This window comes from Candidatus Baltobacteraceae bacterium (assembly GCA_036489885.1).
Classification (GTDB): Bacteria; Vulcanimicrobiota; Vulcanimicrobiia; order Vulcanimicrobiales; family Vulcanimicrobiaceae; genus JAFAMS01.
Window position 1 is genome coordinate 780913 of sequence record DASXEW010000003.1, and the last position, 23341, is coordinate 804253.

The 23341-nt window shown below is 62.1% G+C and carries 22 protein-coding genes; 5 read left to right on the top strand and 17 right to left on the bottom strand.

All coding sequences use genetic code 11. The annotated features are described in order from the left end of the window. Positions 1 to 35: 35 nt before the first annotated feature. Positions 36 to 782, bottom strand: coding sequence for an LPS export ABC transporter ATP-binding protein (gene lptB, locus VGG22_09700; GenBank protein HEY1728635.1), 747 nt, complete (start codon positions 780 to 782; stop codon positions 36 to 38). A gap of 24 nt (positions 783 to 806) precedes the next feature. Between lptB and VGG22_09705 the strand changes: the two genes are divergently transcribed. Then, the gene (locus tag VGG22_09705) at positions 807 to 1523 is read left to right on the top strand and encodes a YfcE family phosphodiesterase (GenBank protein ID HEY1728636.1); all 717 of its coding nucleotides are present in this window, start codon (positions 807 to 809) and stop codon (positions 1521 to 1523) included. On the opposite strand, the gene VGG22_09710 is transcribed toward VGG22_09705, so the two are convergent. The 6 genes from VGG22_09710 to VGG22_09735 form a co-directional block, all read right to left on the bottom strand. Beyond that, positions 1496 to 2941, bottom strand: a complete 1446-nt coding sequence (locus tag VGG22_09710; protein HEY1728637.1) for a tetratricopeptide repeat protein — start codon at positions 2939 to 2941, stop codon at positions 1496 to 1498. The genes VGG22_09705 and VGG22_09710 overlap by 28 nt on opposite strands. A gap of 22 nt (positions 2942 to 2963) precedes the next feature. Continuing rightward, positions 2964 to 3914 carry a serine hydrolase gene (locus tag VGG22_09715; GenBank protein HEY1728638.1) on the bottom strand — a complete coding sequence of 317 codons (951 nt, stop codon included), beginning with the start codon at positions 3912 to 3914 and terminating at the stop codon, positions 2964 to 2966. Between the two features lie 104 nt (positions 3915 to 4018). Further along, positions 4019 to 4870, bottom strand: a complete 852-nt coding sequence (locus VGG22_09720) for an ABC transporter permease (GenBank protein ID HEY1728639.1) — start codon at positions 4868 to 4870, stop codon at positions 4019 to 4021. Further along, on the bottom strand, positions 4870 to 5883 hold the full coding sequence (locus VGG22_09725) for an ABC transporter permease (protein HEY1728640.1): 1014 nt from the start codon (positions 5881 to 5883) through the stop codon (positions 4870 to 4872). Before VGG22_09725 ends, VGG22_09720 begins: the two co-directional genes overlap by 1 nt. After that, the gene (locus tag VGG22_09730; GenBank protein HEY1728641.1) at positions 5880 to 7337 is read right to left on the bottom strand and encodes an ABC transporter ATP-binding protein; all 1458 of its coding nucleotides are present in this window, start codon (positions 7335 to 7337) and stop codon (positions 5880 to 5882) included. Before VGG22_09730 ends, VGG22_09725 begins: the two co-directional genes overlap by 4 nt. After that, positions 7337 to 8257 carry a BMP family ABC transporter substrate-binding protein gene (locus tag VGG22_09735; protein ID HEY1728642.1) on the bottom strand — a complete coding sequence of 307 codons (921 nt, stop codon included), beginning with the start codon at positions 8255 to 8257 and terminating at the stop codon, positions 7337 to 7339. Before VGG22_09735 ends, VGG22_09730 begins: the two co-directional genes overlap by 1 nt. Before the next feature lie 175 nt (positions 8258 to 8432). Between VGG22_09735 and VGG22_09740 the strand changes: the two genes are divergently transcribed. Together VGG22_09740 and rocF are read left to right on the top strand one after the other, a co-directional pair. Continuing rightward, complete coding sequence (locus tag VGG22_09740) at positions 8433 to 9569, top strand: AI-2E family transporter (protein ID HEY1728643.1); 1137 nt, start codon at positions 8433 to 8435, stop codon at positions 9567 to 9569. Further along, positions 9559 to 10434, top strand: a complete 876-nt coding sequence (rocF, locus tag VGG22_09745; protein HEY1728644.1) for an arginase — start codon at positions 9559 to 9561, stop codon at positions 10432 to 10434. The genes VGG22_09740 and rocF overlap by 11 nt, the downstream gene beginning before the upstream one ends. Here rocF and VGG22_09750 read toward each other — a convergent pair. After that, positions 10406 to 11215, bottom strand: coding sequence for a hypothetical protein (locus VGG22_09750; GenBank protein ID HEY1728645.1), 810 nt, complete (start codon positions 11213 to 11215; stop codon positions 10406 to 10408). The two genes, rocF and VGG22_09750, sit on opposite strands and share 29 nt — an antisense overlap. 89 nt (positions 11216 to 11304) lie before the next feature. Here VGG22_09750 and VGG22_09755 point away from each other — a divergent pair, with 89 nt between their 5' ends. Next, positions 11305 to 11568 carry a glutaredoxin domain-containing protein gene (locus VGG22_09755; protein ID HEY1728646.1) on the top strand — a complete coding sequence of 88 codons (264 nt, stop codon included), beginning with the start codon at positions 11305 to 11307 and terminating at the stop codon, positions 11566 to 11568. Here the strand turns inward: VGG22_09755 and VGG22_09760 are convergent. Genes VGG22_09760 through hemC form a run of 7 tightly spaced genes read right to left on the bottom strand, consistent with a single transcriptional unit; the run spans position 11557 to position 19456 of the window. Further along, positions 11557 to 12375 (bottom strand): DUF92 domain-containing protein, encoded by an 819-nt coding sequence (locus VGG22_09760; protein ID HEY1728647.1) that lies wholly within the window; start codon positions 12373 to 12375, stop codon positions 11557 to 11559. The genes VGG22_09755 and VGG22_09760 overlap by 12 nt on opposite strands. Beyond that, positions 12321 to 13823, bottom strand: a complete 1503-nt coding sequence (gene cobA / locus VGG22_09765; GenBank protein HEY1728648.1) for a uroporphyrinogen-III C-methyltransferase — start codon at positions 13821 to 13823, stop codon at positions 12321 to 12323. The genes VGG22_09760 and cobA overlap by 55 nt, the downstream gene beginning before the upstream one ends. Before the next feature lie 16 nt (positions 13824 to 13839). Further along, positions 13840 to 15177 carry a glutamyl-tRNA reductase gene (hemA, locus tag VGG22_09770; protein ID HEY1728649.1) on the bottom strand — a complete coding sequence of 446 codons (1338 nt, stop codon included), beginning with the start codon at positions 15175 to 15177 and terminating at the stop codon, positions 13840 to 13842. 22 nt (positions 15178 to 15199) lie between these two features. Beyond that, positions 15200 to 16498, bottom strand: coding sequence for a glutamate-1-semialdehyde 2,1-aminomutase (hemL, locus tag VGG22_09775; protein HEY1728650.1), 1299 nt, complete (start codon positions 16496 to 16498; stop codon positions 15200 to 15202). Between the two features lie 10 nt (positions 16499 to 16508). Further along, a complete protein-coding gene (locus VGG22_09780; GenBank protein ID HEY1728651.1) occupies positions 16509 to 17111 on the bottom strand; it encodes a molybdenum cofactor guanylyltransferase in 603 nt (200 codons plus the stop codon). Then, positions 17104 to 18099 (bottom strand): porphobilinogen synthase, encoded by a 996-nt coding sequence (gene hemB, locus VGG22_09785; GenBank protein ID HEY1728652.1) that lies wholly within the window; start codon positions 18097 to 18099, stop codon positions 17104 to 17106. Before hemB ends, VGG22_09780 begins: the two co-directional genes overlap by 8 nt. Then, positions 18083 to 19456: a hydroxymethylbilane synthase gene (gene hemC, locus VGG22_09790; GenBank protein HEY1728653.1), complete on the bottom strand. Its 1374-nt coding sequence runs from the start codon at positions 19454 to 19456 to the stop codon at positions 18083 to 18085. Before hemC ends, hemB begins: the two co-directional genes overlap by 17 nt. A 54-nt stretch (positions 19457 to 19510) precedes the next feature. Between hemC and VGG22_09795 the strand changes: the two genes are divergently transcribed. Beyond that, complete coding sequence (locus VGG22_09795) at positions 19511 to 21142, top strand: glycosyltransferase family 39 protein (GenBank protein HEY1728654.1); 1632 nt, start codon at positions 19511 to 19513, stop codon at positions 21140 to 21142. On the opposite strand, the gene VGG22_09800 is transcribed toward VGG22_09795, so the two are convergent. Both VGG22_09800 and VGG22_09805 read right to left on the bottom strand, forming a co-directional pair. Next, positions 21108 to 22607, bottom strand: coding sequence for a cytochrome b N-terminal domain-containing protein (locus VGG22_09800; GenBank protein HEY1728655.1), 1500 nt, complete (start codon positions 22605 to 22607; stop codon positions 21108 to 21110). The genes VGG22_09795 and VGG22_09800 overlap by 35 nt on opposite strands. A gap of 9 nt (positions 22608 to 22616) precedes the next feature. Further along, on the bottom strand, positions 22617 to 23285 hold the full coding sequence (locus tag VGG22_09805; GenBank protein HEY1728656.1) for a Rieske 2Fe-2S domain-containing protein: 669 nt from the start codon (positions 23283 to 23285) through the stop codon (positions 22617 to 22619). Positions 23286 to 23341 lie beyond the last annotated feature (56 nt).

Genomic DNA, 23341 nt, shown 5'->3' on the forward strand with positions numbered 1-23341 from the left:
ATGATTAGCGCGCTAAGGCTAAGATTACTTTAAGGTCAACCCGCCATCCGAAAGTTTTCGCCTAGGAAGAAACGTCGCGCTTCGGGGTTGTCGACGAGCTCCTCGGGGACTCCGGACGCGATTACCTTTCCGTTGTGAATCACGTACGAACGGTTTGTTATGGCGAGCGTGTCGCGCACGTTGTGGTCGGTGATCAAGATGCCGTATCCGTCGCCGCGCAGCTCCGCGATGAGCCGTTGGAGCTCGGAGACCGTAAGGGGATCGATCCCACTGAATGGCTCGTCGAGCAGCAAATATGACGGCGCGGTGACGAGCGCGCGTGCCACCTCGACGCGCCGTTGCTGTCCGCCCGAGATCGTGTCGCCGCGCATCTCGATGATGGGCTGAAGATTGAAGCGCTCGACCACACGTTCGAAGATCGCGGCGCGCCGCTCCGGCTCGGAGTCGCGCATCTCGAGGATTAAGCGCAGGTTGTCGGCGACACTGAGCCGGCGAAAAATCGAACGCTCCTGTGAAAGATATCCGAGACCTTGCCGGGCGCGTTCGGACATCGACATCTCGGTGATGTCCGTCCCGTCGACGATCATTTTGCCGCCGTCAGCCTTGACGTTGCCGACGATCATGCCGAAGCTGGTCGTTTTGCCGGCGCCGTTCGGTCCGAGTAGCCCGACGATTTCGCCGGGTTCGACCCGAACCGTCACGCCATCGACGACCCACCGCGCGCCATAGCGCTTCCGGAGGTCCTCGGCGACAAGCGCGCGCGCAGGTTCAGCCATTGTCATCCGGGGAGAGTTCTCAATCCACATATGCGAGTCCTGATCATCTCCGATATTCACGCAAATCTTGAGGCATTGCGCGCCTTGCCCGCAGCCGACGCAATCGTCTGTGCCGGCGATGTGGTTGGCTTCGGCCCCGACCCGAGCGGCGTCGTTGCGGAGCTGATGCGTTTGGACGTGCAGTGCGTTCGAGGTGAAGAAGACGACGCGGTCGCGCGCACGGCAAAGCAGCATCCCGTCCCGCCTGCGCTCGTTCAGGCGGCGAAAGCGCATCGCGATCATGCGCGCGCATCGCTGAGTGCGGCGCAGATGCGTTGGTTGCGTGCGCTGCCACCCGAGCTCGAGCTGACGCTGGACGGAGTGCGCATCGGAATCACGCACGCCTATCCCGGAGATTACACGCGCTACGTCGCTCCGACGCCCGAAGAGCTCTCGCGAACCATGCGAGCATTCCCGCACTGCGACGTCGTCGTCGTCGGGCACACGCACCGGCGCGGAACATGGAAAGGACAAGCACTCGTCGTCAATCCGGGCAGTGTCGGAATGCCGCAGCGGCCCGGTTACGCATCGTACGCGTTCCTCGAAGGCGGAAAAGTGCGATTCGGTTCGGCGCGCTACGATCCGAGCGAGACGCTAGCCGCCATGCGTGAGCTCGGCATCAGCGAAGAAGCCTATCACGAATACGAAGGGGAGTTAACGCGCGGGTCGCTGCGTCCGCATCAACGGCTCGCTCGCGCGTCCGGCTGAATGCGCTCGCGCATCATCGCGTGTACGGCTTCGATGATGTGCTCGACCGGTTTGCGCCGGTAATCCCAGATCGGTTCGGACGGCGGCGGCTGCACGATCATCGTTGCGTTTGCTTCGAATAACACGACTTTGCCGCTCGGATCGATCGAGAAGTCGATGCCGCCGTAGTCGAGCGCAAGAGTCTCGACGATCTTTTCGAGCGCAGCGAATGCGCGTTCGCCGATTATGCCGCGCGGATCCGCGAGGAACGCCGCGTCTTCGGCGCGGTGACTTTCATTGTCGACCATGTCGGCGCTGAAATAGTGGACTTTCCAGTCGTTCGAGACGGCGAGATGCAGCGGAAAGAGTTTGCCGTTCACCGTGATCATGCGGTACTTGCGAAATGCGCCGTCGGCGTTATGCGTATCGAGGAACGCGATTGCGATAACAGCATTCGCGGGCAGAGTTTTGAGCGCTTTTGCGACGTCATCCGGATGATCGACTTTCACGAAATGCTGTCCCGTGTGAAAACCGGGCGCACGCAGCAGCACGGGCCACGTAAAGCCGCTCGCTTGGAGAACTGCCGCGGGATCGGTGCGATCCAAGAGCCAGCGCGGAAAGATGGCGAAGCGCGGCGCGATGACGTCCGGTATCGCACCAAGACGCTCACCGTTTGCAACGCGTCCCGTCAGCAGGATAGTGCTCGGCGGATTGATGACCGGAGCTTCGCTGCGAGCCAGCAGCGTCGCCGCAGCCGTAAGCTCAAGCGCGCAGCGATCGGCATCGCCGATTGCATTGAACACGACGTCGTGTGGCGGAAGCGGTTTTTCCGCGTCATAGAAACCGACGAGCAGCGAAGCGACCGCGAAGATCCGGTTATCGAAGAGACTCTTCGTAGGAACGTTACCGTCGCTCTCGACGCCGAGGATCAACACGCGAATCGGTTCGCCGTCGCCTCGAAACCGCCCGAACGTAATCGGCCGATGCGTGTATCCGAGCCTTCGTTCGCGAGCGGCAGCTTGTTCGTCGCCGCGTTCAGAGAAGATCGATGCGAGCCCGTGATGCGCGGAGGCCATCGTAGGGTCGAGTTCGATAGCACGCTGGAAGTGCTCGGTTGCCTCATCGGCATGGCCTTCACCATGCAGAGTCGTGGCTAAATGGCTGTGAGCTATTGCGCTATTCGGATGGCGCTCCACGAGCAGCCGGTACGCAGCAAGCGCGGCGCGCGGCGAGCGTCGATCCGTCAGCTGTACGGCGAGATTGTTGAGCGCGCCGAAATGGTCGGGACGTTGGCGCAGCACGTCGCGATATGCTTGGATTGCATCGTCGGCACGTCCGAGCGCGCCCAGGATACACGCGCGCTCAAAGCTTTTATCGAGCGCATCCGGATCGAGGACGAGAGAAAGCTCCAGCTCGTCGAGCTGCATCTCCAGTGCCATTCGCGCGTAATGCGCGGGAAGATCAGTCGGCGCCGGCGCTCTCGTCCTTCGAGGTGTCCGCGGGCAACCACATGCGCAAATCCGGCGAGAGGGGAGGCGCCGCGAGCGTCTCCGATGGATGCGCGAAGCTCTCGACCGGGGTGAGTCCCGAAGTCTCGCGCCAGCTCGCGAACTGAATCATTGCGTTGTAGGTGAGTCGCGAGACGCCACGGATAAAACTGCGTCCGACGTCAAGCGTCGGCAGTGACGTCGTCATGACGGCGATGACGTACGGTTCGCGGTCGTCCTCGACGATCCCGACGTCGTTGAGCGTATCGTGCAGCTCGCCGGTCTTGTGCGCGATCTTCACGTCACGCGGCAGTGGAACCGGCAACAAGCTATTGTGCGTCTGCCCTTCAAGGATCATCATCATTTGACGCGAGCTCCACTGATCGATTAGCTGGTCGCGTGCGATCGCATCGAGCAAGTGCGCCATGTCGGCCGCGCTGGAACGCAGCGAACGAATGTCTCCGTCGGAACGGATGTAATCGGCGACCTGCGTGCTCCGCAAGCCCAGTTCTTGCATCGTCGCGTTGATGCTCTGGCGGCCAACGAGACGAATCAGCATGTTCGTCGCAGTGTTGTCGCTCTGCGTGATCATCTTCCACAGCAGCGTTGAAACGGTGTAACGGCTTCCGAGCGGCGCGTCACACAGTTCGCCCCAGCCCCAATCGCGATCGCTGGCCATCAAGTGAATGGTTTGATCGAGCGAGACGCGGCCTTGCGACATCTGCTCGAATACTTCGACCATCACCGGGACTTTGATCGTCGACGCGGCCGGCATGCTCGCGTTTGCGTTGATGCCGGAAATCGTGCCGGTTGCGAGATCTTCGATCGCAATTCCGACGCGTGCCGGAAGCCGCTGCGCCACGGTACGCAGTCGCGTTTGCAAATCGGAGAGTGGGTTCGACATCGCAGCGCACGGTGCACTCATACACAGCGACGTCACAATGGCAACAAGAACGAGGAACGTACGAACCTTCAGAGCCTTGTACCCCCGGGCGCCCCAAAGACAACTTGTTCGTTCGTCTCCTGGCGTTATCTTCTATATGGGACGCCGTCTGCAGCCGGCGCTCGAGCACGACCCGCGAATCCCGCGAGTGCGATCAGTGCGGCAACATACGGCAAAGCCTGCATGAACTCGACCGGAATGCCCGTGCGTTGGAGCGTGAATTGTAAAGCTTCGAACGCTCCGAAGAACAACGCCGCGGCGGCTGCGCCGAGTGGGTTCCAGCGTCCGAAGATCACGGCGGCGAGCGCGATGAAGCCGCGCCCCGCGCTCATCCCGTCGGAATATAAATCGAGCTCGGCCATTGCGAGGAACACGCCGCCCAGTGCCGCGAACGCGCCGCCGGCCGTCGTCGCCCAGAATCGTACGCGCAGCGGGTTGATACCGGCGACGTCGGCAGCGCGAGGATTCTCGCCGCATGCGCGCACGTGTAATCCCGGCCGCGTCCAAAAAAGGAAGACGTGTAAGAGCCCCGCGAGCGCGAGCGCCAAGCAGACCATTGCAATCTCGCCGGTCGGCCCAAGCGCGTTCACTTCTTTTGATGCGCCGGGTTGTCCGAAGACGACGACGAGTCCGTACGCGGAGCCGCCCAGGGCGATCAAATTGATTCCGGTTCCCGCGACGATCTGCTCGACGCGAAAACGAGTTGCAGCCAATCCCAGAATGGCGCCCAGCAGCGCGCCTGATGCGACGCCGCCGATCGCGCCCAGAATTGCACTTCCGGTTGCAAACGAGATCGCGACGCCGCTGAACGCGCCGATTGCGATCATCCCTTCGAGCCCGATGTTGAGCACGCCGGAGCGCTCGCACAACACGCCGCCAAGCGCCGCGTAGACGAGTGGCGCAGACTTCACGAGCATCAGCCACAAGAATGCAAACATCAGTCGGCTCCACTCCGCGTGATGATACGGCGGCCTGCCAAAACGAGGATGATCAAACCTTCGATTGCCGTCACGACGTCACGCGGAACGTTCGCGGCGGCCTGCATTCCGATTGCGCCGTTCTGCAGGATGCCGAAGACGAATGCGGCGACGGTAACCCACAACGGATCCAGCTCGCCGACCAGCGCGACCGCGATACCGATGAATCCGTAGCCGGGCGAGAGCGCGAGATTGAAGCGGTGCAGCACGCCCAGCACGATCGTCGCCCCGCCGAGACCGGCAATCGCGCCCGACGCCGTCATCGTCCAAAAGCGCATCTTCGCCAAGTCGATCCCGGCTCGCTGTGCCGTTCGCGGCGCGTCACCAACGGCGCGCAGTTGATAGCCGATCACCGTTGAGCGCAACAGCCAGCGCAGAAGAAATGCGAGCACGAGCGCCAGAACGAGCGCGATCGTCAATCGTGTATCCGGCAAGATCGTCGGAAGAAACGACGATGCAGGCAGCTCGCCCGTCTCGTTGCCTGCGCCCGTCGCGCTTTTCAAGGGTCCGGTTATCGCGTACGCGGCGACTTGAATCGCGACGTAGTTGAGCATCAGCGTGGCGATGACTTCGTTGGCGGAAAAGCGCGCGCGGAGCCAGCCTGCCAAAGCTCCCCACGCTCCGCCGCCGACAGCACCCGCGAGCAGTAGCACCGGGATTGCGATGAAGCCGGGTGCGATGAACCGTTCGCCGATTACGCCCGCGAGCAAGCCACCGATGAGCAGCTGCCCCTCGGCGCCGATGTTGAACAGTCCAGCCCGAAATGCAAGCGCAATCGCAAGCGCCGGAAAAAGCAGTGACGTCGTCTGCACGAGCGTCTCGGCGGTCTCCGGAACGTTTCCGAGCGCACCAATCAGAAGCGCACTAAAACCATCGATGGGGTTTACGCCGGCGAGGAGCATCGCGAGGCTGCCGAACACCACGATGATTCCGAAGGCGATTGCCGCGTCGCGCGCGCCGCGTGAAAGGTTCATGACGAGCCGGCCATCAGGGCGCCGATGCGTCCGCGATCGAACGCATCGCGGCTGAACTCGCCGACGACCTTGCCGCGATAGAGAACGACGACGCGGTCGGCGAGCGCGAATATTTCGTCAAGCTCGAACGAAATCAGAAGAATCGCAGTCCCGGCGTTGCGTGCTTCGATGAGGCGGGATTGCACGAGTGCGGCAGCTCCGACGTCGATCCCGCGCGTCGGTTGGTACGCGAGCACAAACGTTGGCTGGCCGGCGAGCACGCGTCCGACGACGATCTTCTGTTGATTTCCACCCGAGAGACCACTCACGCGTGCATCGACGCGAGGTGGTCGCACGTCGAAGCGCTCGACGATCGTCTGCGCAAACGCGCGCGTAGCGGCCGGATCGATCTGAAGTCCGCGCCGCAGCTCCGGATTGCGCTCGCGGCCGAGGATTGCGTTTTCGGTGACGCTCCAATCCAGGACCAGCGCTTCGTGCTGGCGGTCTTGCGGGATGATCTGCATTCCGCGTGCGATGCGGCCGCGCGGGCCGAGTGCGGAGGGCAGCTCCTCATCTCGAAATCGGATCGTGCCTTCGTATTCCGTCACGCCCGCAAGCGCATCGGCGAGCGCAGTTTGTCCGTTCCCTTCGACGCCCGCGACGCCTAGAATTTCACCGGCCGCAAGCGCGAGATCGAGACCGCCGATCTCATCCGGACCGGCTTTCGCGCGAAGCCCCGTGATGTGCAGGATGGGAAGCACCTGCCGCGGGAACGCAATTCGCTGCGCGAGCGGCGGGATCTCGCCGCCCACCATCGCGCGGGCGAGATCATCGGCAGTCGTTTGGGCTGTGTCGAAGCGCGCCACGATCTCCCCGGCGCGCATCACGCTCACTTTTGACGTGTAGGCAATCACTTCGGCCAGTTTGTGCGTCACGACGAGGATTGCGATTCCTCGCTTCGCAAGCCCGGCGATCGTCGTGAAGAACGACTCGATCTCGCTCGGTGCAAGCACCGCGGTCGGCTCATCGAGCAGCAAAATTGCGGGCTCGCGTTCCAGCTCGCGCAGAAGCTCGACCCGTTGCTTGAGTCCGACCGGGAGCGTTTCGACGATTGCATCGGGATCGACGTGCAGGCCGTAGCGTTCGCCAAGCTCGCGGACGCGCGCGCGCGCCGCGGCGACGTCGAGCCGCCAACCTTTGCGTGGCTCGCGACCCAGCAGCACGTTTTCCCAAACACGGAGGCGTTCGACGAGCTGAAAGTGCTGGTGGACGAGGCCGACGACGCCGTTACGCTCGATGGTTCCCTCGTCGGCAACAATCGCGCCGAATGCGATGTTCGCGAGAGTCGATTTCCCCGCCCCGTTCTCGCCGATCAATCCGACGATCGCGCCCGGCTCGAGATCGAGATCGACGCCGCTCACCGCGACGAGATCGTCAAAGCGCTTAACGATCCCGCGCAGCGCGAGTGCCGGCATCAGGGGATCGGAACCGGTTTGAATTTTGCGAGGTCTTCGCGCGTCGAGGGCGGCACGATCTCGCCGGCGACGATCGCTTTACGAATGCGGGCGACGCGTGCGATGTTGGCCGCGCCGATCAGAGTCTTCGTATATTGAAAGTCGGTCAGACCGACGCCGTCTTCGCGCAGGCCGAGAACCAAATGTCCGGAAAGCGTGCGATGAGCAGAAGCGTCTTCGCATACCCGCTGAACGGCGTTGTCGACGTGCTTGACCATGCTCGTGAGAACCTTGCCGGGCAAGAGCGCATCTTGATTCGAATCGACGCCGATCACGTAGCTGTTCGGACGGTTCTTCGCAACCTCGAACGGTCCCAAGCCGGATTTGCCGGCTGCAGAGAATATGATGTCGGCGCCTTGCGAGTAGAGCACGTCGGAAAGCTCTTTACCGGACGCGACGTCTTCGAACGAGCCGACGTACTTGACGAGCACTTTTACTTTCGGATCGATTTCGTGCGCTCCGGCGGTGTAACCGGCTTCGAACTTGCGCAAGAGCGGAATGTCGACGCCTCCCAAAAATGCGATCGTACGCGTCTTCGAAACCAGCGCCGCGAGGGCGCCCGCCAAGAATGAGCCGTCCTCTTCTTTAAACGTCACCGACTCGACGTTCGGATCGTCGACCACAGCGTCGATGATCGCGAAGTGATTGTTGGGAAAGCGCTTCGCGACTTCGTCGAGATCGCGATTCATGAGAAACCCGATCGCAAACGTCTCATCGAACCCTTCGGTCGCGAAGACGGTCAGGTTCGGCTGATAGTCGGCGGCCGATTTTGATTGCAGCACTTGGACGCGGGCGCCGACGCTCTTCTTACACGCGAGCAAACCTCTGTATGCGCCGTCGTTGAATGAACGGTCGCCGAGGCCGCCGACGTCCGTGACCATGCCGACTTTCACCGACGATGCCGGACCTGTAGTGTTCGATTCGTGAGCGCAAGCCGTTGGAATAAGGCTCGACGCTAAAGCTACGGCGAGGCAAACCGCCGTGCGAGCGATCATGGCTGGCCTTGTACGCGAATTTCTTCGGAGGGCCTTCGCGCACGGGGGATAAGGACCGCACATGGCCACCCGGGGTGACGACTCAAAACGTCTGACCGCGCTGCAAGTCCTCGCGACGCTGGCGTTGACCGGCCTACTCGTGTACGGGATCGCGATGTTCTTGCTGCGGGTGCAAGCCGTCCTCGTGATCGCGATCGTCGCGATCTTCCTAGCCTACGTGATCTATCCGCTCGTCCATTGGCTCGCGCGTCGCATGCCGGTGATCGTCGCGATTCTGATCGTCTATCTGGTGGTCGCGATCACCCTCGCGCTGATTACGATCTTCATGGTTCCCCCGTTGATCGCCGACACGGCGACGTTCGTGCGCAGCGTTCCTCGGACGATCGTCGAGGTCTCGCGCGACATCGTCGATCCCCGCAATCCGCTTTTCGCCTGGCTGCCGGCCCCGATACGCGCCTACCTTTCGACGCTGCCGGGGGAACTGGTCGGCTTCACCGAGCGCTACGCGTTTGACGCGATCCATCAGATCGCGACCTATCTCGTCTCTGCCGTTGCGCTGATCGCAACGCTGATCGTCGTGCCGATTCTCACGGCCTACATGCTGCTCGATCAGGAAAATCTCGTACGCGTGTTTCTCGGTCTCTTTCCGAGTCGCACGCGCCCGAAGGCAAAAGCCGTTCTCCTCGATCTCGATCACGTGCTGGGCGGATTCATTCGCGGGCAAATGATCGACGCCGTCATCGTGGGCGTCCTGATGTTCGTCGTGCTCACGATCTTCCGCGTGCCGTATGCGTATTTGATTGCCGTCTTCTCCGGCGTCTTTCAGGTGATTCCGTATCTGGGCGCGGTGGTCGCGTTCTTTCCCGCCGTGACGCTCGCTCTGGTCTACAATGGCGACGGAAACGCGCTGGCCGTTGCGATCGCCGTCGTCGCGATCCATCAGCTGGACGGTAACGTAATCGCTCCGCGCATCATGCGTGACAGCGTCGGCCTCTCACCGCTATGGGTAATCATTTCCGTTCTGGCATTTACCGAGCTGTTCGGTTTTCCCGGAACGTTTGTCGCCGTTCCGACGGCCGCGATGCTCCGCGTCTTGAAGATGCATTTCTTGCCGGCGCCGGTCGAGGCCGAAGACGTGCCTGCTACGCCGCGCGACGAGTCGCTTCGAATGCAGGACGAGATCACGAATGTCAGCTAACGCGCAGCGGCGCGTCGACATCTTGGGTGTGCCGATGGATTTGGGTGCCGACCGGCGCGGCGTCGACATGGGACCGTCCGCGATTCGGTACGCGCGACTGCACGAGCGCTTGCGCGCACAAGGCATTACCGAAATCATCGACCGGGGCAATCTCGTCGTTCCGGATCGCGATCTCGAGAAGATTCAGCAAGGCGACCCGAAGTATCTCGGCCTGATTCAAAGCGTCTGCAACGTACTTGCCGATTTCGTCGAAGGTTCGGTAAAAGACGGCGCATTTCCAATCGTTCTTGGCGGCGATCATTCGATTGCGATCGGCACGCTCGCGGGGCTGCGGCGCGCACGCGGTGAGTCACCCGGCCTGATTTGGTTTGACGCGCACGCCGACATCAACTCACCTAGAACGTCGCCCTCGGGAAACGTTCACGGCATGCCGGTATACTATGCGGTTGAGGCCGGCGACATGAATCCGAAGCGTAGCGTCCTTATCGGCTTGCGCGACGTCGATCCCGGTGAGAAGACGACGATACGCGAGCTCGGAATCTCGGCATTTACGATGACCGATATCGATCGTCTCGGGATGGAAGCGGTCGTTGCACGCGCGCTCGAGATCGTGGGCGCGGGACAAGTGCATGTATCGTTTGACATGGATGCCATCGACCCGAGTGAAGCACCCGGTGTTGGAACGCCGGTCAAAGGTGGGATCACGTATCGCGAAGCACACCTCGCGCTTGAAGAGATCGCGGCTTCGGGCCGCATCGGTTCGCTCGAAATTACCGAGATCAATCCGATCTTGGACAGCGAGAATCGCACCGCGATCTTGGCCGTCGAACTCATTCTCAGCGCGCTTGGGAAGACGATATTATGAGCGTGCCCTCAAACGCAATGCCGTCGCGTTCGACCGTCGCGTAGCGCGCCGCCAGGAGACGTGCGCGCAAGTCGGCGATGATCGCCGGGTCGAGACCCGGCGCATCGATTCGTACAGCGGTTGCGTGGCCACTGTCGTCGACGGCGATCGAAATCTTTCCGCCCTTCGGCAACTTCGCCAGCACGTCGTCGTTCAACGTACGGTCGAGCAACACGGGCTTATCGAAATGGGAGCCCCAATTCGCGGGACCCGTTTGCGATTCGACGCTTCTGGTTTGAGAGACGGGAGGCTTGTCGGCGCTCGACGGATTCGCTGAGATCGTGTTGGGTTGCAACCGCGATGCGGCCACGTCCGTTTGCGTTGCCGGCATTGCGATGCTCACGTTCGGGTTCGTTCCCTCGAGGCCACTCGTTGAAAGCTGCGCCTTTACAGCCGCCGCGTGTTCGGGCGCGAGGTGGTGTGAGGTCGAGGTCGCGCGGTAACTCCGGATCGGGCGCTGCGCAATCACGGTCTGACTCGCCACCTTTGGCATGATCGTTTCCGTGATGCGCTTGATCCCTTCGGTCGCAGCGGCTCGCGCGCGGCGTTCGATCCGAATCGCGAAGACGCGGCCACAGGGCGACGCGCATATCGCTGCCACGTCGCGCAAACCGTAGCCGTTCACGGTGATGTGCCATAGTGGAATGAGCGCCGCGACCAAGCCGAGCACGCAGAGATGCAACGCGATCGAGAGCGCGAACGCGGGCGTTCGGTACGACGGTTGTTTCGCAGCGGAAATCATGCGGCCAAGCCCCCGGCGGCGGTCACGCTCACTACCCGGCGACCGGGGACGCAACCTTCATGCGGTGCCACGCGTTTGGTTGTGAAGCCATGGGAAGATCGACCGATATCGTGCTCTATCAGGCGGAGTGGTGCCCCTACTGCGCCCGCGTCCGTAAGAAGCTCACCGATCTCTTGCTCGACCACAAGATCGTAAACGTGCCGCGCGATCACGGCTCGCGCGATGAGGTGGTCAAAGTCTCAGGTCAGACGTCGATTCCGGTCATGGTCGACGGCGAGGTCACCCTCGACGATGATGACGACATCATTCCATACCTCGAGCAGAAGTACGGGCGCGAGCTGTCATCCCGCTAAGAAAAGACCGGCCGAGACAAGAGCGCCGCTAAGGGTGGCTAGCGCGTTGACGGCGTCGTTCGTCATCCAGCGCAAGCCTCGCCAGGGCGTCGTTTGCGAACCGCAGACGTGCGTCACCGTTTCGGCTGGGCGTTCGCACGTCGGGCAAAACGCGATCGACTGAAGTGTAGCTCCGAGCAGCGAGTCGAGGAGCGCGCCGACAACGCCGCCGAGCATCACGGACCCAAACGCTTGCGCACTGTGAAGCGTGAGCGCAAGGACGAGTGCGATCCAGGCCGCCCCCGCGAGCATCGCAAGCGTACCGAGCAGGGTGATGCCGCCCGATAGGCCCGCGGCGACCGGTGCGAAGCCGGCGATCGAACGCGGCTTGCCGCCGTACGCGCTGCCGATTTCCGTCGACCAAGTGTCGGCCGTTGCAGCTGCATATGCGCCCGCAAACGCCCACAACAGAGCGTAAGCAAGATGCGACGGCTCTGCACCGCGCGTCATCAGAGCCGCAAAAACGGCGCACAGCGTAGCAATTCCGCCGTTAGCCGCTACTTGCCAGGCGTTGCGCGGGCCGCCTTTCGGAATGTCGACGAGTTGTTGTTTGCGTTTTCGTCCGGCGTACGAGAATCCAACCGACGTGATGAAGAATGCGAACAGTACCTCGAATGGGAGCGCGACGTTCGCCCAACCATAACGGCCGCCGGCGTACGTCAACGCGCCGACGGCGAGCGCTCCGAGCGCTCCACCGGCGGTGAGCGGCTTGCTCAGCGGAGAATCGGCGCCGCGATCAGCGCGCGCGCCAACCCTTCCGTTGTGAATTCTTCCGCGACGACGCTGACGTCGAGGCCCGCAGCCTTCGCCGCGTCGGCCGTGATCGGGCCGATGCACGCCACGATCTTGCCGCGTGCGGCCTGTATGGGGTCCGGAAGCTGCGCAACGAAGCTGCGCACGATGCCGGCACTCGTGAACGTGAGCACGTCGCTTTTCGCAACGCGCTCGGCGAGATCCGCAACGTCGTTGCGAACGGCTCGATATGCGGCGACGATCTCGACGTTGCGGCCGGCATCGCGCAGCATGTCGGGAAGCGCGTCGCGCGCTTCTTGCGCGCGGAAGAGCAAGATGCGATCGTTCGGCTCGGTGCGCGCGAGCAGTCCTTCGCCGACGCTTTCGCCGACATAACGCGAGGGAATGAAATCGGCCATAATGCCGTGCTCGGAGAGGGTTTCGGCAGTTTTCGGTCCGATTGCGGCCACCTTCGTCGTGGCAAAGGCGCGCGCATCACGCCCGCGCGCTTGCAGCTCGCCCCAGAACGCATCGACGCCATTGCGGCTTGAAAACACGATCCACTTGTACGACGTTGCGGACTCGACGGCGCGTATGATCTCGCGCGTATCTTCGGGCGGAACGATGCGAATTAAAGGTGCGAGGATCGGCTCGCCGCCGGCCTCCCATAAACGCGCCGCAAATTCGAGGCTGCCGCTTGCCATGCGCGTGACGAGCACACGTTTCCCGAAAAGCGGCAATTGGTCGAACCAACGCAGCTCGTCGCGCAGGCGCACGACTTCGCCGACGATCGCAATGGCAGGCGGCGCGATGGGGACGTGCTCGATCTCGGAAGCGATCGTTCCAAGCGTAGCAACGAGCGTTTGCTGCGAAGGTTTCGTCCCTTCGCGCACGATTGCAATCGGAGTCGAAGGGTTCAGACCATTGCGCACGAGCTCGGCTGCGATCGAGGCAAGATTGCCCATCGCCATGTAAAGGACGAGCGTGTGATTGGGCGCCGCGAGCTTGGACCAATCCAGAGTCGAGAGCTGCTTTACGGCGTCTTCGTGCCCGGTCACGAACGTAACCGCCGTGTTGTGATCGCGGTGCGTCACCGGGATTCCGGCGTACGCGGCCGCCGCGATTCCGGACGTCACGCCGGGGACGATCTCAAACGCGATGCCGGCCGCGTGCAGTTCTTGCGCTTCCTCGCCACCGCGTCCGAACACGAGCGGATCGCCGCCCTTAAGCCGCACGACGTTTTTGCCTTCGCGTGCCAAGCGGATGAGGAGCGTATTGATCTCCTCTTGCTCGAACGTGTGCGCGCGCGCTTTCTTGCCGACGTAGATGCGCTCGCAATCCGGTGGTGCGAGCGCGACGATCGGCTCGGCCGCGAGATAGTCGTAAACGAGAACATCGGCGCTCTCGATGGCGCGTTTACCCTTGATGGTCAAAAGCCCGGGATCACCCGGGCCTGCGCCGACCAAGAAGACTTTGCCCGCCATGTTTAAAGGCGCGACATTACTCTGTGTCGATTCCCGCGTTCGACATTTCGCGGATTAGCGCCGCTGAATATTCCGGGATTGCAGCGCCCAAATCGAACAGCTCGTCAACGATGCGAGCGTGCAGCAGCGCTTCGGGCTGATTGCTGACGGCTTTCTCGCGAATCCGCGAAATCGCGCTGTGCAATAGTCGTGAGACGATCGTGAGCGACATGCCCGTGATCAACATGCGTTCGCGTTCGGTGAGGTCGGGGCAGCGTGCGAACAGCCGCTCGAGCTCAATCTCGCGAATGGCGTCGGCTTTTTGCGTAAGCGACGCGATAACCGGGACGGTCGCTTGCGATTGATACCAATCCACGAAACGCCGCGCGTGCTCTTCGATGATCTCTTCGACAAACGGAATCGCCTCGCGCCGGGCCTCGAGCGTTTCGTCGACGACAGCGGACAGTGCGTCGATACCGACCAACGCGACGCCCGGAATTGCGGCTACCTCGGGATCGACGTCGCGCGGGACGGCGATGTCAACGATGAACAGTGGACGTTCGCTGCGCGCGGTCATGGCGTCCGAAACCTTTTGTGTATCCAGAATGAAGTGCGAAGCTCCCGTCGACGTGATCACGACATCCGCATCGAGGAGAGCACCGGCTATCGCCGGCAACGGCTTCGTTTCGCCCGTTCCAAGACTCGCAGCCAGCTCGGCGGCACGCTCGTGCGTGCGGTTGAGCAGAACGAGTCGTGCGCCTTCCGATTTCAAGCGCCGAGCTGCGGTTGTTCCCATCGAACCCGCACCGACGACGACAACCGTTTTTCCGGCCAGGTCTCCGACGTGCGACTTTGCCATGTCGATGGCAGCGGTCGCAATGCTGACGGAATCATTTCCGATCTTCGTCTGCGACCGGGCAGCTTTGCCCGCGCTGAGCGCTTCACGAAACAATTGGTGCAGTGATTTTCCGAGCGACCCTGCGCGTTGCGATTGCACGTATGCTTCTTTGACTTGACCGAGTATCTCGGCTTCGCCGATGAGCATCGAATCAAGACCGGTCGAAACGCGAAAGAGATGTTCGATCGCTTGCCGGCCGAGTAGCGTATACATGTACGATTGCATATCGTACTCGACGTTGCCGTGCCGGAAGTTTCCGAGGAACGCTTTGATCTGTTCGGTGCCGGCTTCGTAATCTTCGAGCTCGGCATAGATCTCGAGCCGTCCGCATGTTGCAAGCACGACCGCTTCGACGACCGCTTCGTAATCACGCAGCGCCATCAGCGTTTCACCGAGCATCGAGCTCGGAAACGCGTGACGTTCACGCACCTCGACGGGCGCGGTTCTGTGCGAGAGACCTAGGCAGACTAGCGGCACGGCTCAGAATTTCCGGGTTCGATCATCCGGCAACCTGCATGAGCTCGTTGATCGTTGCGTCCGCGGCTGCTAGGGTTGCCTCGACGTGCGCATCAGTATGCGCCGCCGACAAAAATCCGGCTTCGAACTGCGAGGGCGCGAAGTACACCCCGCGCGACAGCATGCGGTGAAAGAAGCGTGCATACAGCTCGGTGTCGGACGTCTTCGCAGTTTCGAGGTCGACGACGGGTACGTCGGTGAAGAAAAATCCCACCAGCGATCCGGCGCGCGAAACTTGATGCTTGATGCGGTGCCGCGTGAAGACGTGGGCGAGTCCTTCGACGAGTCGCGTTGCAAGCCGATCGAGCTCCGCATACACCGTGTCCGTCAATCCGCGAATTGTCGCAATCCCGGCGCTCATCGCAAGCGGATTTCCCGAGAGCGTACCGGCTTGATAGACCGGACCTTCGGGCGACAGCTCGCTCATGATGTCCGCGCGTCCGCCGAACGCACCGACGGGGAGTCCGCCGCCGATGATCTTGCCGAGCGTCGTGAGGTCGGGCTTGACGTTCTCTCGCTCTTGCGCGCCGCCGCGTCCGACGCGAAACCCGGTGATGACTTCATCGAAGATCAAGAGTGCGCCGGAAGCGTTGGCAATCTCGCGCAATCCGCGCAGAAAGCCCGGCGTCGGAAGCACGAGTCCCATGTTGCCCGCATAGGGCTCGACGAAGATAGCCGCGATCTCATCGCGATTTGCAGCGACGGCATTGCGCACGGCCTCAAGGTCGTTGTATTCGACGACGATTGTATCGCGCGCGGTACCTTCGGTGACGCCGGGTGAGTTCGGGACGCCGAACGTCAATGCGCCGCTGCCGGCCGCGATCAGAAACGAATCGCCGTGCCCGTGATAGTTGCCGGCAAACTTGATAACTTTATCGCGCTTGGTGAAGCCGCGCGCCAAACGCAGCGCCGACATCGTCGCTTCGGTACCACTGGACACGAACCGAATACGTTCAATCGAGGGCATTGCCGATGCGATCAGCTCGGCGAGCTCGGTTTCGAGCTCCGTCGGCATGCCGTACGACGTACCGCGGGACGCTGCGGTTTGAATCGCGCGAACGACTCCGGCCGGCGCATGTCCGAGAATCAACGGTCCCCACGACATCACGTAGTCGATGAACTCGCGTCCGTCGAGGTCGATGAACGTTGCGCCCTGCGCGCTGCGCACGAATAACGGCGAGCCGCCGACCGCACGGAATGCGCGCACCGGTGAATCGACGCCGCCCGGAATAACGCGCTTTGCGCGGAGATATGCGTTTATCGAACGCTCGTAGGTTGCCATAGTCTCGTTTCTAAGCCATCCAGGCTATTGCCGCGGCATAGTCCGCGGGCGTGTTGACGTTGGTGAACAGCCGCTCATCCTCGCGGCTCACGGGAAACTCGCGGATATGCATGTGCGCGACGGTTGCGTGCAGAGATTCGTTGCTGCTCCCGAGCGCTTTCGTACCTTCGCGTAAAAAAGCGGCGCGATCGTAAAGCGCCGCCAGAGGTTCGAGACGTTTACCCGTTTTGCCCGGGTGCGCCGGTACGACCGCTTCATCGCCCGCCTCCCATACATTCGCTAGGCGATCGATGAACGTCGAATCGATGAACGGTGCATCACCTGCGACGGCAAAGACCAGTGGCGTCTCCATGACTTCCATCGTCGAGACGAGTCCGCCGAGCGGACCGCGGCCCGGCCAGCGATCGACGACCATCGGACAGTCGAGTAGCGCGTCGAGGTGCGGTGAAAAACTGCCCGCGCACGAGATGTACGTTTTGCGTCCCACAGAGACGTTGCGATACACGCGAACGAGCATCGGAACGCCGCCTGCTTCAAGCTCGAGCTTCTTAGGAAGCCGCGTCGCGCCGCCGCCGGCGAGGATCACGACCCCGATTTCGGGTCGCTCAGGCATGCCGTCGCGCGTAATCCTTTGCGAAATACGTAATGATGATGTCGGCGCCGGCACGGGCGAACGAAAGCAGCAGCTCGTCGACGATTCGCTCTTCATCGATCCAGCCGTTTTGCGCGGCGGCTTTCACCATCGCGTATTCGCCGCTGACATTGTACACCGCGACCGGAAGGTCGACGTGATCGCGTACGCTGCGCACGACATCGAGATACGCCAACGCCGGCTTGACCATGACGACGTCGGCGCCTTCGTCGATGTCGAGGAATACTTCGCGCAACGCTTCACGTGCATTGGCCGGATCCATCTGATAGCTACGCCGGTCGCCGAACGCGGGCGTCGAATCGGCGGCTTCGCGGAACGGTCCATAGAACGCGGATGCATATTTCGCCGAATACGCCATGATCGAGACGTTCGTGTATCCGTCGTCGTCGAGCGCGCGCCGGATTGCGCCGACGCGCCCGTCCATCATGTCGGAGGGTGCAATGACGTCGACGCCGGCTTGTGCGTACGTAAGCGCCGTGCGAACCAGTATCTCGACCGTTGCATCGTTCTCGACTTCACCACGTGCATCGAGCACGCCGCAATGTCCGTGATCGGTGTACTCGCAATTGCAAAGATCGGCGATGACGAGCATTTGCGGAAGCGCGGCTTTGATGGCGCGCGCGGCATTCTGCACGACACCGTGCGGATCGTAGTTCGACGTTGCGGTCGCGTCTTTGAAATCCGGAATCCCGAAGAGCAACACCGCGCGAATGCCGGCGCTCGCGAGCTCCTTCGCTTCGGTGACGGCGACGTCGGCGGAGATGCGCGCAACGCCCGGCATGCTCGAGATGGGTTCGCGCACGCCGTTCCCCGCGACGATGAACATTGGCTGGACCAGGCCGGCCAGATTGACCCGCGTTTCGCGGACCATATCGCGGATCGCTGGGTTCGCCCGCAGGCGCCGGGGGCGGCTCACGAGCGTGAGGATCCGCTTATCTTGGAGCTGCATCCGTCGCTCTTTCGAGGGGTAGGCTCGCAAATTCCGCCGCTAAGGCCGTACCCAGTTGCTCGGCCTCGTCCGTGCCGGTCGCCGGCCCTCCGCGTTCGGCGCGGAGCACTCGCCCGTCATCCAGACCTACCGCCGCCCGGACGATCATCATCCGCGAAGCGGCGTCGAGGACGGCATTGGCCCCGATCGGTGCGGCGCAGCCGCCGCGCATGGTCCGCATAAAGGCGCGCTCGGCGATCACTTCCAGCTCAGCGTTCCCATCGTTGAGCGCGCTTCGCAAAACTGCCCCGAGCGGATCGTCGCGCCGTGCTTCGACTGCGAGCGCACCTTGCGCCGCGGCTGGTACCAGCGTTTCGCTTGGAAACGGGATGCTGTAGCGCGCACTCTCTCCGAGCCGATCGATTCCGGCGGCCGCCAGAACGATTGCATCGAACTCGCGCTCGGCGAGCTTACGCAAGCGTGTATCCACATTGCCTCGAATCGTGACGTATTCGAGATCACCGCGTATGGCCGCAAGCTGAGCGCGCCGCCGCGGGCTGGATGTACCGACACGCGCGCCGCTCGGTAGCGCATCGAAATTTTCGAAACGGTCGCTGCAGAAGACGTCGCGGGGATCGGCGCGTTCGACGATCGCGACAATCTCCATATCCTCAGGCAGCGTGCTGGGAAGATCTTTACACGAATGGACGGCATAATCAGCGCGGCGATCGCGCAGTGCAAGCTCGAGCTCGCGCACGAAGACGTTGTCTGTGCCGATGGCCGTAATGGCACGGTCTTGCACTTGATCGCCCTTCGTCGTGATGTTGACGACGGTCGATGCAATGCCGCTGCGCGCAAGCTTTGCCATGACGAGCCGGGTTTGCGTCATCGCAAGCCGGCTCGCGCGCGACGCGCATACGAGCGTTTCCGAAAGGCTGCGCTCGACGAGTGCGCCGATGCGTTCGCGCACGAGCTTTGCGACGGCGGGAGACGTCCCGCTCGTGTCGACCGCGATCGTCAGCGAATCGCGGCGATGCACCGAAGGTGTCGAGAAATCGCCGCGCTCGGCCCGGCTCGCATCGTTGACCAGGATCCCGTGCGCACGTGCCGCTTCGACGACTGAGGCGTTGACCGTGTCGTCATCCGTCGCCGCGAACACGAGCGAAGCGCCCGCGACGTCCGAGGCCTCAAAAGGTCGCTGCTGCACTTCTATGCGACGTTCGTCGGACAGCTGCGCGAGCGCCGGTGTCAAACCCGGTGAGACCACACGCACCGTTGCGCCGGCATCCAAAAGGACGGCAATCTTACGCTCGGCGACGCTGCCGCCGCCGATGACGACTGCGAGACGCCCGCGCATGTTTAGCGCGATAGGATACACGCGTTTCCCGTTCGCGCCGGGAGGCGCTGCGCCCCCGAACGAAGCTCGCCGCCCATGTCAGGCGCCATGCGCACGGCGCTCTTAGGAGCGCTTGTCGCCGCGATCGCCACGCTTCCGGGGCTCGGAACGGGGACACTTTGGGACAATAGTGAGACCACCTACGGTGAGGTCGCTCGCGAGATTTTGCTGACCCACGATTGGGTCGTTATGCATTTGAACTTGACGCCTTGGTTCGTGCAGCCGCCGCTTTACTTCTGGACCGCAGCGGCGTTCGCGAAAATCTTCGGGGTGGGCACCTTCGCCTTGCGGCTCCCCTCGGCGCTCGCAACGGTCGCGATGGGTGCGACGATCGGTTACGCGACCGCGACCCTGGCGGGCTCGCGCGTCGGCCTGTATGGAGCAGTCGTTCTCTCGACGAGCTTGATGCAAGCGGTGATCGGACGCATGGCGATCATGGACGCGCTGCTCGATCTCGCCATCGCCGTCGGGATTCTCGCACTCTTTCGCGCCTTTACCGGAGGCAGACCGGTTCTTTCGGTAATCGGCGCCGGGCTTGCAATCGCGCTCGGAATTCTCGCCAAGGGTCCCGTTGCGTTCGTCGTCGTCGCGATCGTCATCGTGCCGTGGTTCGTGTGGGAGCGATATTCGGGCGCGCGTCTGTCGTATCCGCCGGTGTGGTCGTGGTTTGCGGCGCTCGCGCTCTTGCTGGCGATCGACACGCCGTGGTTCGCGCTGTTTGTTTCGCACGCCGGCCCTTCCGCCTTCGACGAGTTGATCGGACACTACACGTTCGGCCGTTACGTCGGTACCATCGAGAATCAGAGTGGCCCGATTTGGTATTACGTGCCGGTTGTGATTCTCGGATTCTTTCCGTGGATCGCGTACTTGCCCGGAGCAATCGCGAGTGCATGGCGGCGTGCAAGCACGCCGAACGGTCTCGGCATTCACGTCGCGCGGCTCGCACTGGTGTGGAGCGTCGTGCCATTCGTCTTTTTTAGCCTGGCGGGAACGAAGCTTCCGAACTATTTAGCGGTTGAGCTGCCGGCGCTTGCGATCCTCGTTGCACTCTGGTTCGATCAGCTTGCCCAAGGCGAACATCGCCGCAGCGCCGTCATTGCGACGGCCGTCATTCCCCTTACGATCGGCGCCGTCGCAATCGCGATCGCCGTCTTTGCGCGCAACGCACACATCCTGGCCGGAACGGAAGCGGTGCTCGGTGACCTCGCGATCATGGGCGCGATCATCTTCGTCGGCTCGATCGCAACGCTCGTGTTCTTATGGATGAACCGGACTGCGACGGCACCCTACGTGTTCGCCGCAACTGCGATTGTAATGGTGACGTATACGGTCCTCGTTGGCGAGCCGCACGCCGAGCGCTACAAGCCGGTTCCGCAGCTCGCAGCGGTTATTCGCGCGCAGGCGCACGAGGGAGACGTCGTTGCGATTCAGGGCGTTGCCGGCGGCTACGGTTTGATTTTCTACACGCAACCGCACGTCGAGGTCATCGGTGCGGACGCCGATGCGCACGGCGTGCTCTGTCCGGCTCGCCGTGCGTTCTTCATCACCTCGAAGCAGCGCGCTCGCGGCGCCGACATCGACGGACATGAAAAGCACGTCGTCGCCACCTCAGGCAACGACGTGCTCTTGCTGTTTACTTCAGTTCGGCCTGAACCTGAGCCGTGCTAACGGCCGAGGCTTTGTTGCCCCACGTGCTGCGAATGTACGTGAGAACGCCCGCAATCTCGTCCGGTTTGAGCTGAGCTTTCCACGGCGGCATCGTTCCGTTGTAGGTCGTTCCGCCAACGTTCAGCGGACCGGTCTTACCGTTGAGAACGATGTGAATGATGTCTTTGGGATCAGCCGCGGTGACTGCGCTGTTGCCGGCGAGCGGCGGGAACGCGCCGGGCGTACCCTGACCGGTTGCGCCGTGGCAAGCCGTGCAGTTATTGTTGTAAACCGTCGCGCCGGCTGACGAGGCAGCGCTTACGCCGGGCTGGCCTGCAGCCGAACCGGTCGGCGCAAGCGGCGCAGCTGCAGCGGCTGCGACTTTCGCAGCGTCGGCACCGCCGGGGACTGTCGGCGCAGTTTGCCCGCGCGCATCGGCCTTAGCGTTGACGGTTGACTGACCGCCAATCGAAAGTCCGGCAGCAATAAGGATGAAGACGGCGGTGACGACGAGCGCCGCAGGCCGCCTGTGAACCTCACGGCTCGGATTGCGATCGAGCCACGGCAAGAGAATGAGGAACAGTACGCCGAGAGTGGGGATGACGATCGTGCCGACGAGCTGCCCGAATTGCCCCGGGAAGATCTCCAGCAAGAAATAGAGCCCCATGAAATACCAAGCCGGCGAGGGGACGAATTGATCGTTATTCGGATCGGCTTTGGCATCGAGCGGCGCCGGTGAAAGCACCGCAAGAATAACGATGACCAGCAACACGACGAGCGAGGCGACCGTGTCCATGAACATCTGATTGGGCCAGAAGCGCCCCGGCTTGAGCTTCGAGCGGTCGTCTTTCGGCGGCCCAGCGGAGCCGTTGTGCCGGAAGATGATGAGATGCACGGCAACCAGCAAGACGAGGATCAGCGGCGTCAACCACACGTGGATGCCGAAGAACTTGTTGAGCGTCAGCGTGTTCATGACCGGGCCGCCTTGCAGCCAGTTCTGCAAGAACGGACCCGCGATCGGCGCCGCACCGGTGATGTTCAGCGAGACTTGCGATGCGAAGTACGCGTTGAGATCCCAGGGCAGCAGATAGCCGGTGAGTCCGAGCACGAGCGTCAGAATGAAGAGCACGATGCCGACGACCCATTGCAGCTCGCGCGGGCGCTTATATGCACCCCAGACCGCGACTTGCACGAGGTGCATCGCGACCAGTGCGATCATCGCCGTCGCACCCCAATAGTGCAGGCTGATGATAAACTGACCGAACGGAACTTTTTGATAGATGAAGAGCGTCGACTCCCACGCGCTCGCCGCGGACGGCGCGTAGTACATCGTGAGGAAAATGCCCGTGACGATCTGTAAGATCATTGCGAACAACGTCGCGCTTCCGAAAACGTACCAATAAGACGGTCCGCCGGGAACATCCTCGGTTAGGAAACTCTTCGTCATGCTGACGAAGCCGGTGCGTGATTCGAGCCAATTCATCATGATGCGCGCTTAACTGTAACTAACGATGACGCGGTCAGGCGTCGAGCTTTTATAACGGATCCACGTGACCTCGGCTTTGCCGGTTTGTTCGCGCAGCGGCAGCGGATCGAGTCCGCGCGGCGCGGGACCCGCAGTACGCTCGCCGTTACGATCGTACGTCGAGTTGTGGCACGGGCAGAAGAAAATGCTCTTGCTGTCATCCCATGCGAAACGACAACCCAGGTGCGGGCAGATCGACGAGAAGATCACGTAGCCCGCCGTGTAAATCTGATCCGTGTACGGCACCTGTTCGGCTTTCGACGCATCGGGCGGGAAAAGATCGGTGCGCTCCGTTTTCATCTTTTCGAACTGCGCCGGGCTCATCTTCACGCCCCAAACGTAGTCCGAAGTCCCTTCCGGTAGGAAGTAACCGTCGGTCGTTTTGCGCGTGAACGAGATCTTCAGCGGTGCTGCGCTCGTCGTGAGCTTCGTCCAGTCGTTTTGATCGACTGGTGACCATGCCTCGGCGGAAAGCTCATTGATCTTTTTACCGGGCACGCTGTATGCAAGCAGCGGCACGCCGATAACGAGACCGATCACGGTTCCGAGTACGATCGTGGCATTCGCCATGAATGCCCGACGGCTTTGCTCTTCCGGCGTTCCCGGATCGAGGTACGCCTCCGCGTGGACTTGTGACACGAAGTTGTCTCCTAAGACTTAAAAGGAGTGCGACCAGGCCAGCTTAGCCACACGCG

Excerpts from the sequence above, each read along its gene's own strand:
- lptB (HEY1728635.1), bottom strand. The coding sequence starts at position 782 with ATGACAATGGCTGAACCTGCGCGCGCGCTTGTCGCCGAGGACCTCCGG.
- VGG22_09705 (HEY1728636.1), top strand. The coding sequence starts at position 807 with ATGCGAGTCCTGATCATCTCCGATATTCACGCAAATCTTGAGGCATTG.
- VGG22_09710 (HEY1728637.1), bottom strand. The coding sequence starts at position 2,941 with ATGGCACTGGAGATGCAGCTCGACGAGCTGGAGCTTTCTCTCGTCCTC.
- VGG22_09715 (HEY1728638.1), bottom strand. The coding sequence starts at position 3,914 with ATGAGTGCACCGTGCGCTGCGATGTCGAACCCACTCTCCGATTTGCAA.
- VGG22_09720 (HEY1728639.1), bottom strand. The coding sequence starts at position 4,870 with ATGTTTGCATTCTTGTGGCTGATGCTCGTGAAGTCTGCGCCACTCGTC.
- VGG22_09725 (HEY1728640.1), bottom strand. The coding sequence starts at position 5,883 with ATGAACCTTTCACGCGGCGCGCGCGACGCGGCAATCGCCTTCGGAATC.
- VGG22_09730 (HEY1728641.1), bottom strand. The coding sequence starts at position 7,337 with ATGCCGGCACTCGCGCTGCGCGGGATCGTTAAGCGCTTTGACGATCTC.
- VGG22_09735 (HEY1728642.1), bottom strand. The coding sequence starts at position 8,257 with ATGGTCACGGACGTCGGCGGCCTCGGCGACCGTTCATTCAACGACGGC.
- VGG22_09740 (HEY1728643.1), top strand. The coding sequence starts at position 8,433 with ATGGCCACCCGGGGTGACGACTCAAAACGTCTGACCGCGCTGCAAGTC.
- rocF (HEY1728644.1), top strand. The coding sequence starts at position 9,559 with ATGTCAGCTAACGCGCAGCGGCGCGTCGACATCTTGGGTGTGCCGATG.
- VGG22_09750 (HEY1728645.1), bottom strand. The coding sequence starts at position 11,215 with ATGATTTCCGCTGCGAAACAACCGTCGTACCGAACGCCCGCGTTCGCG.
- VGG22_09755 (HEY1728646.1), top strand. The coding sequence starts at position 11,305 with ATGGGAAGATCGACCGATATCGTGCTCTATCAGGCGGAGTGGTGCCCC.
- cobA (HEY1728648.1), bottom strand. The coding sequence starts at position 13,823 with ATGGCGGGCAAAGTCTTCTTGGTCGGCGCAGGCCCGGGTGATCCCGGG.
- hemL (HEY1728650.1), bottom strand. The coding sequence starts at position 16,498 with ATGGCAACCTACGAGCGTTCGATAAACGCATATCTCCGCGCAAAGCGC.
- VGG22_09780 (HEY1728651.1), bottom strand. The coding sequence starts at position 17,111 with ATGCCTGAGCGACCCGAAATCGGGGTCGTGATCCTCGCCGGCGGCGGC.
- hemB (HEY1728652.1), bottom strand. The coding sequence starts at position 18,099 with ATGCAGCTCCAAGATAAGCGGATCCTCACGCTCGTGAGCCGCCCCCGG.
- VGG22_09795 (HEY1728654.1), top strand. The coding sequence starts at position 19,511 with ATGTCAGGCGCCATGCGCACGGCGCTCTTAGGAGCGCTTGTCGCCGCG.
- VGG22_09800 (HEY1728655.1), bottom strand. The coding sequence starts at position 22,607 with ATGATGAATTGGCTCGAATCACGCACCGGCTTCGTCAGCATGACGAAG.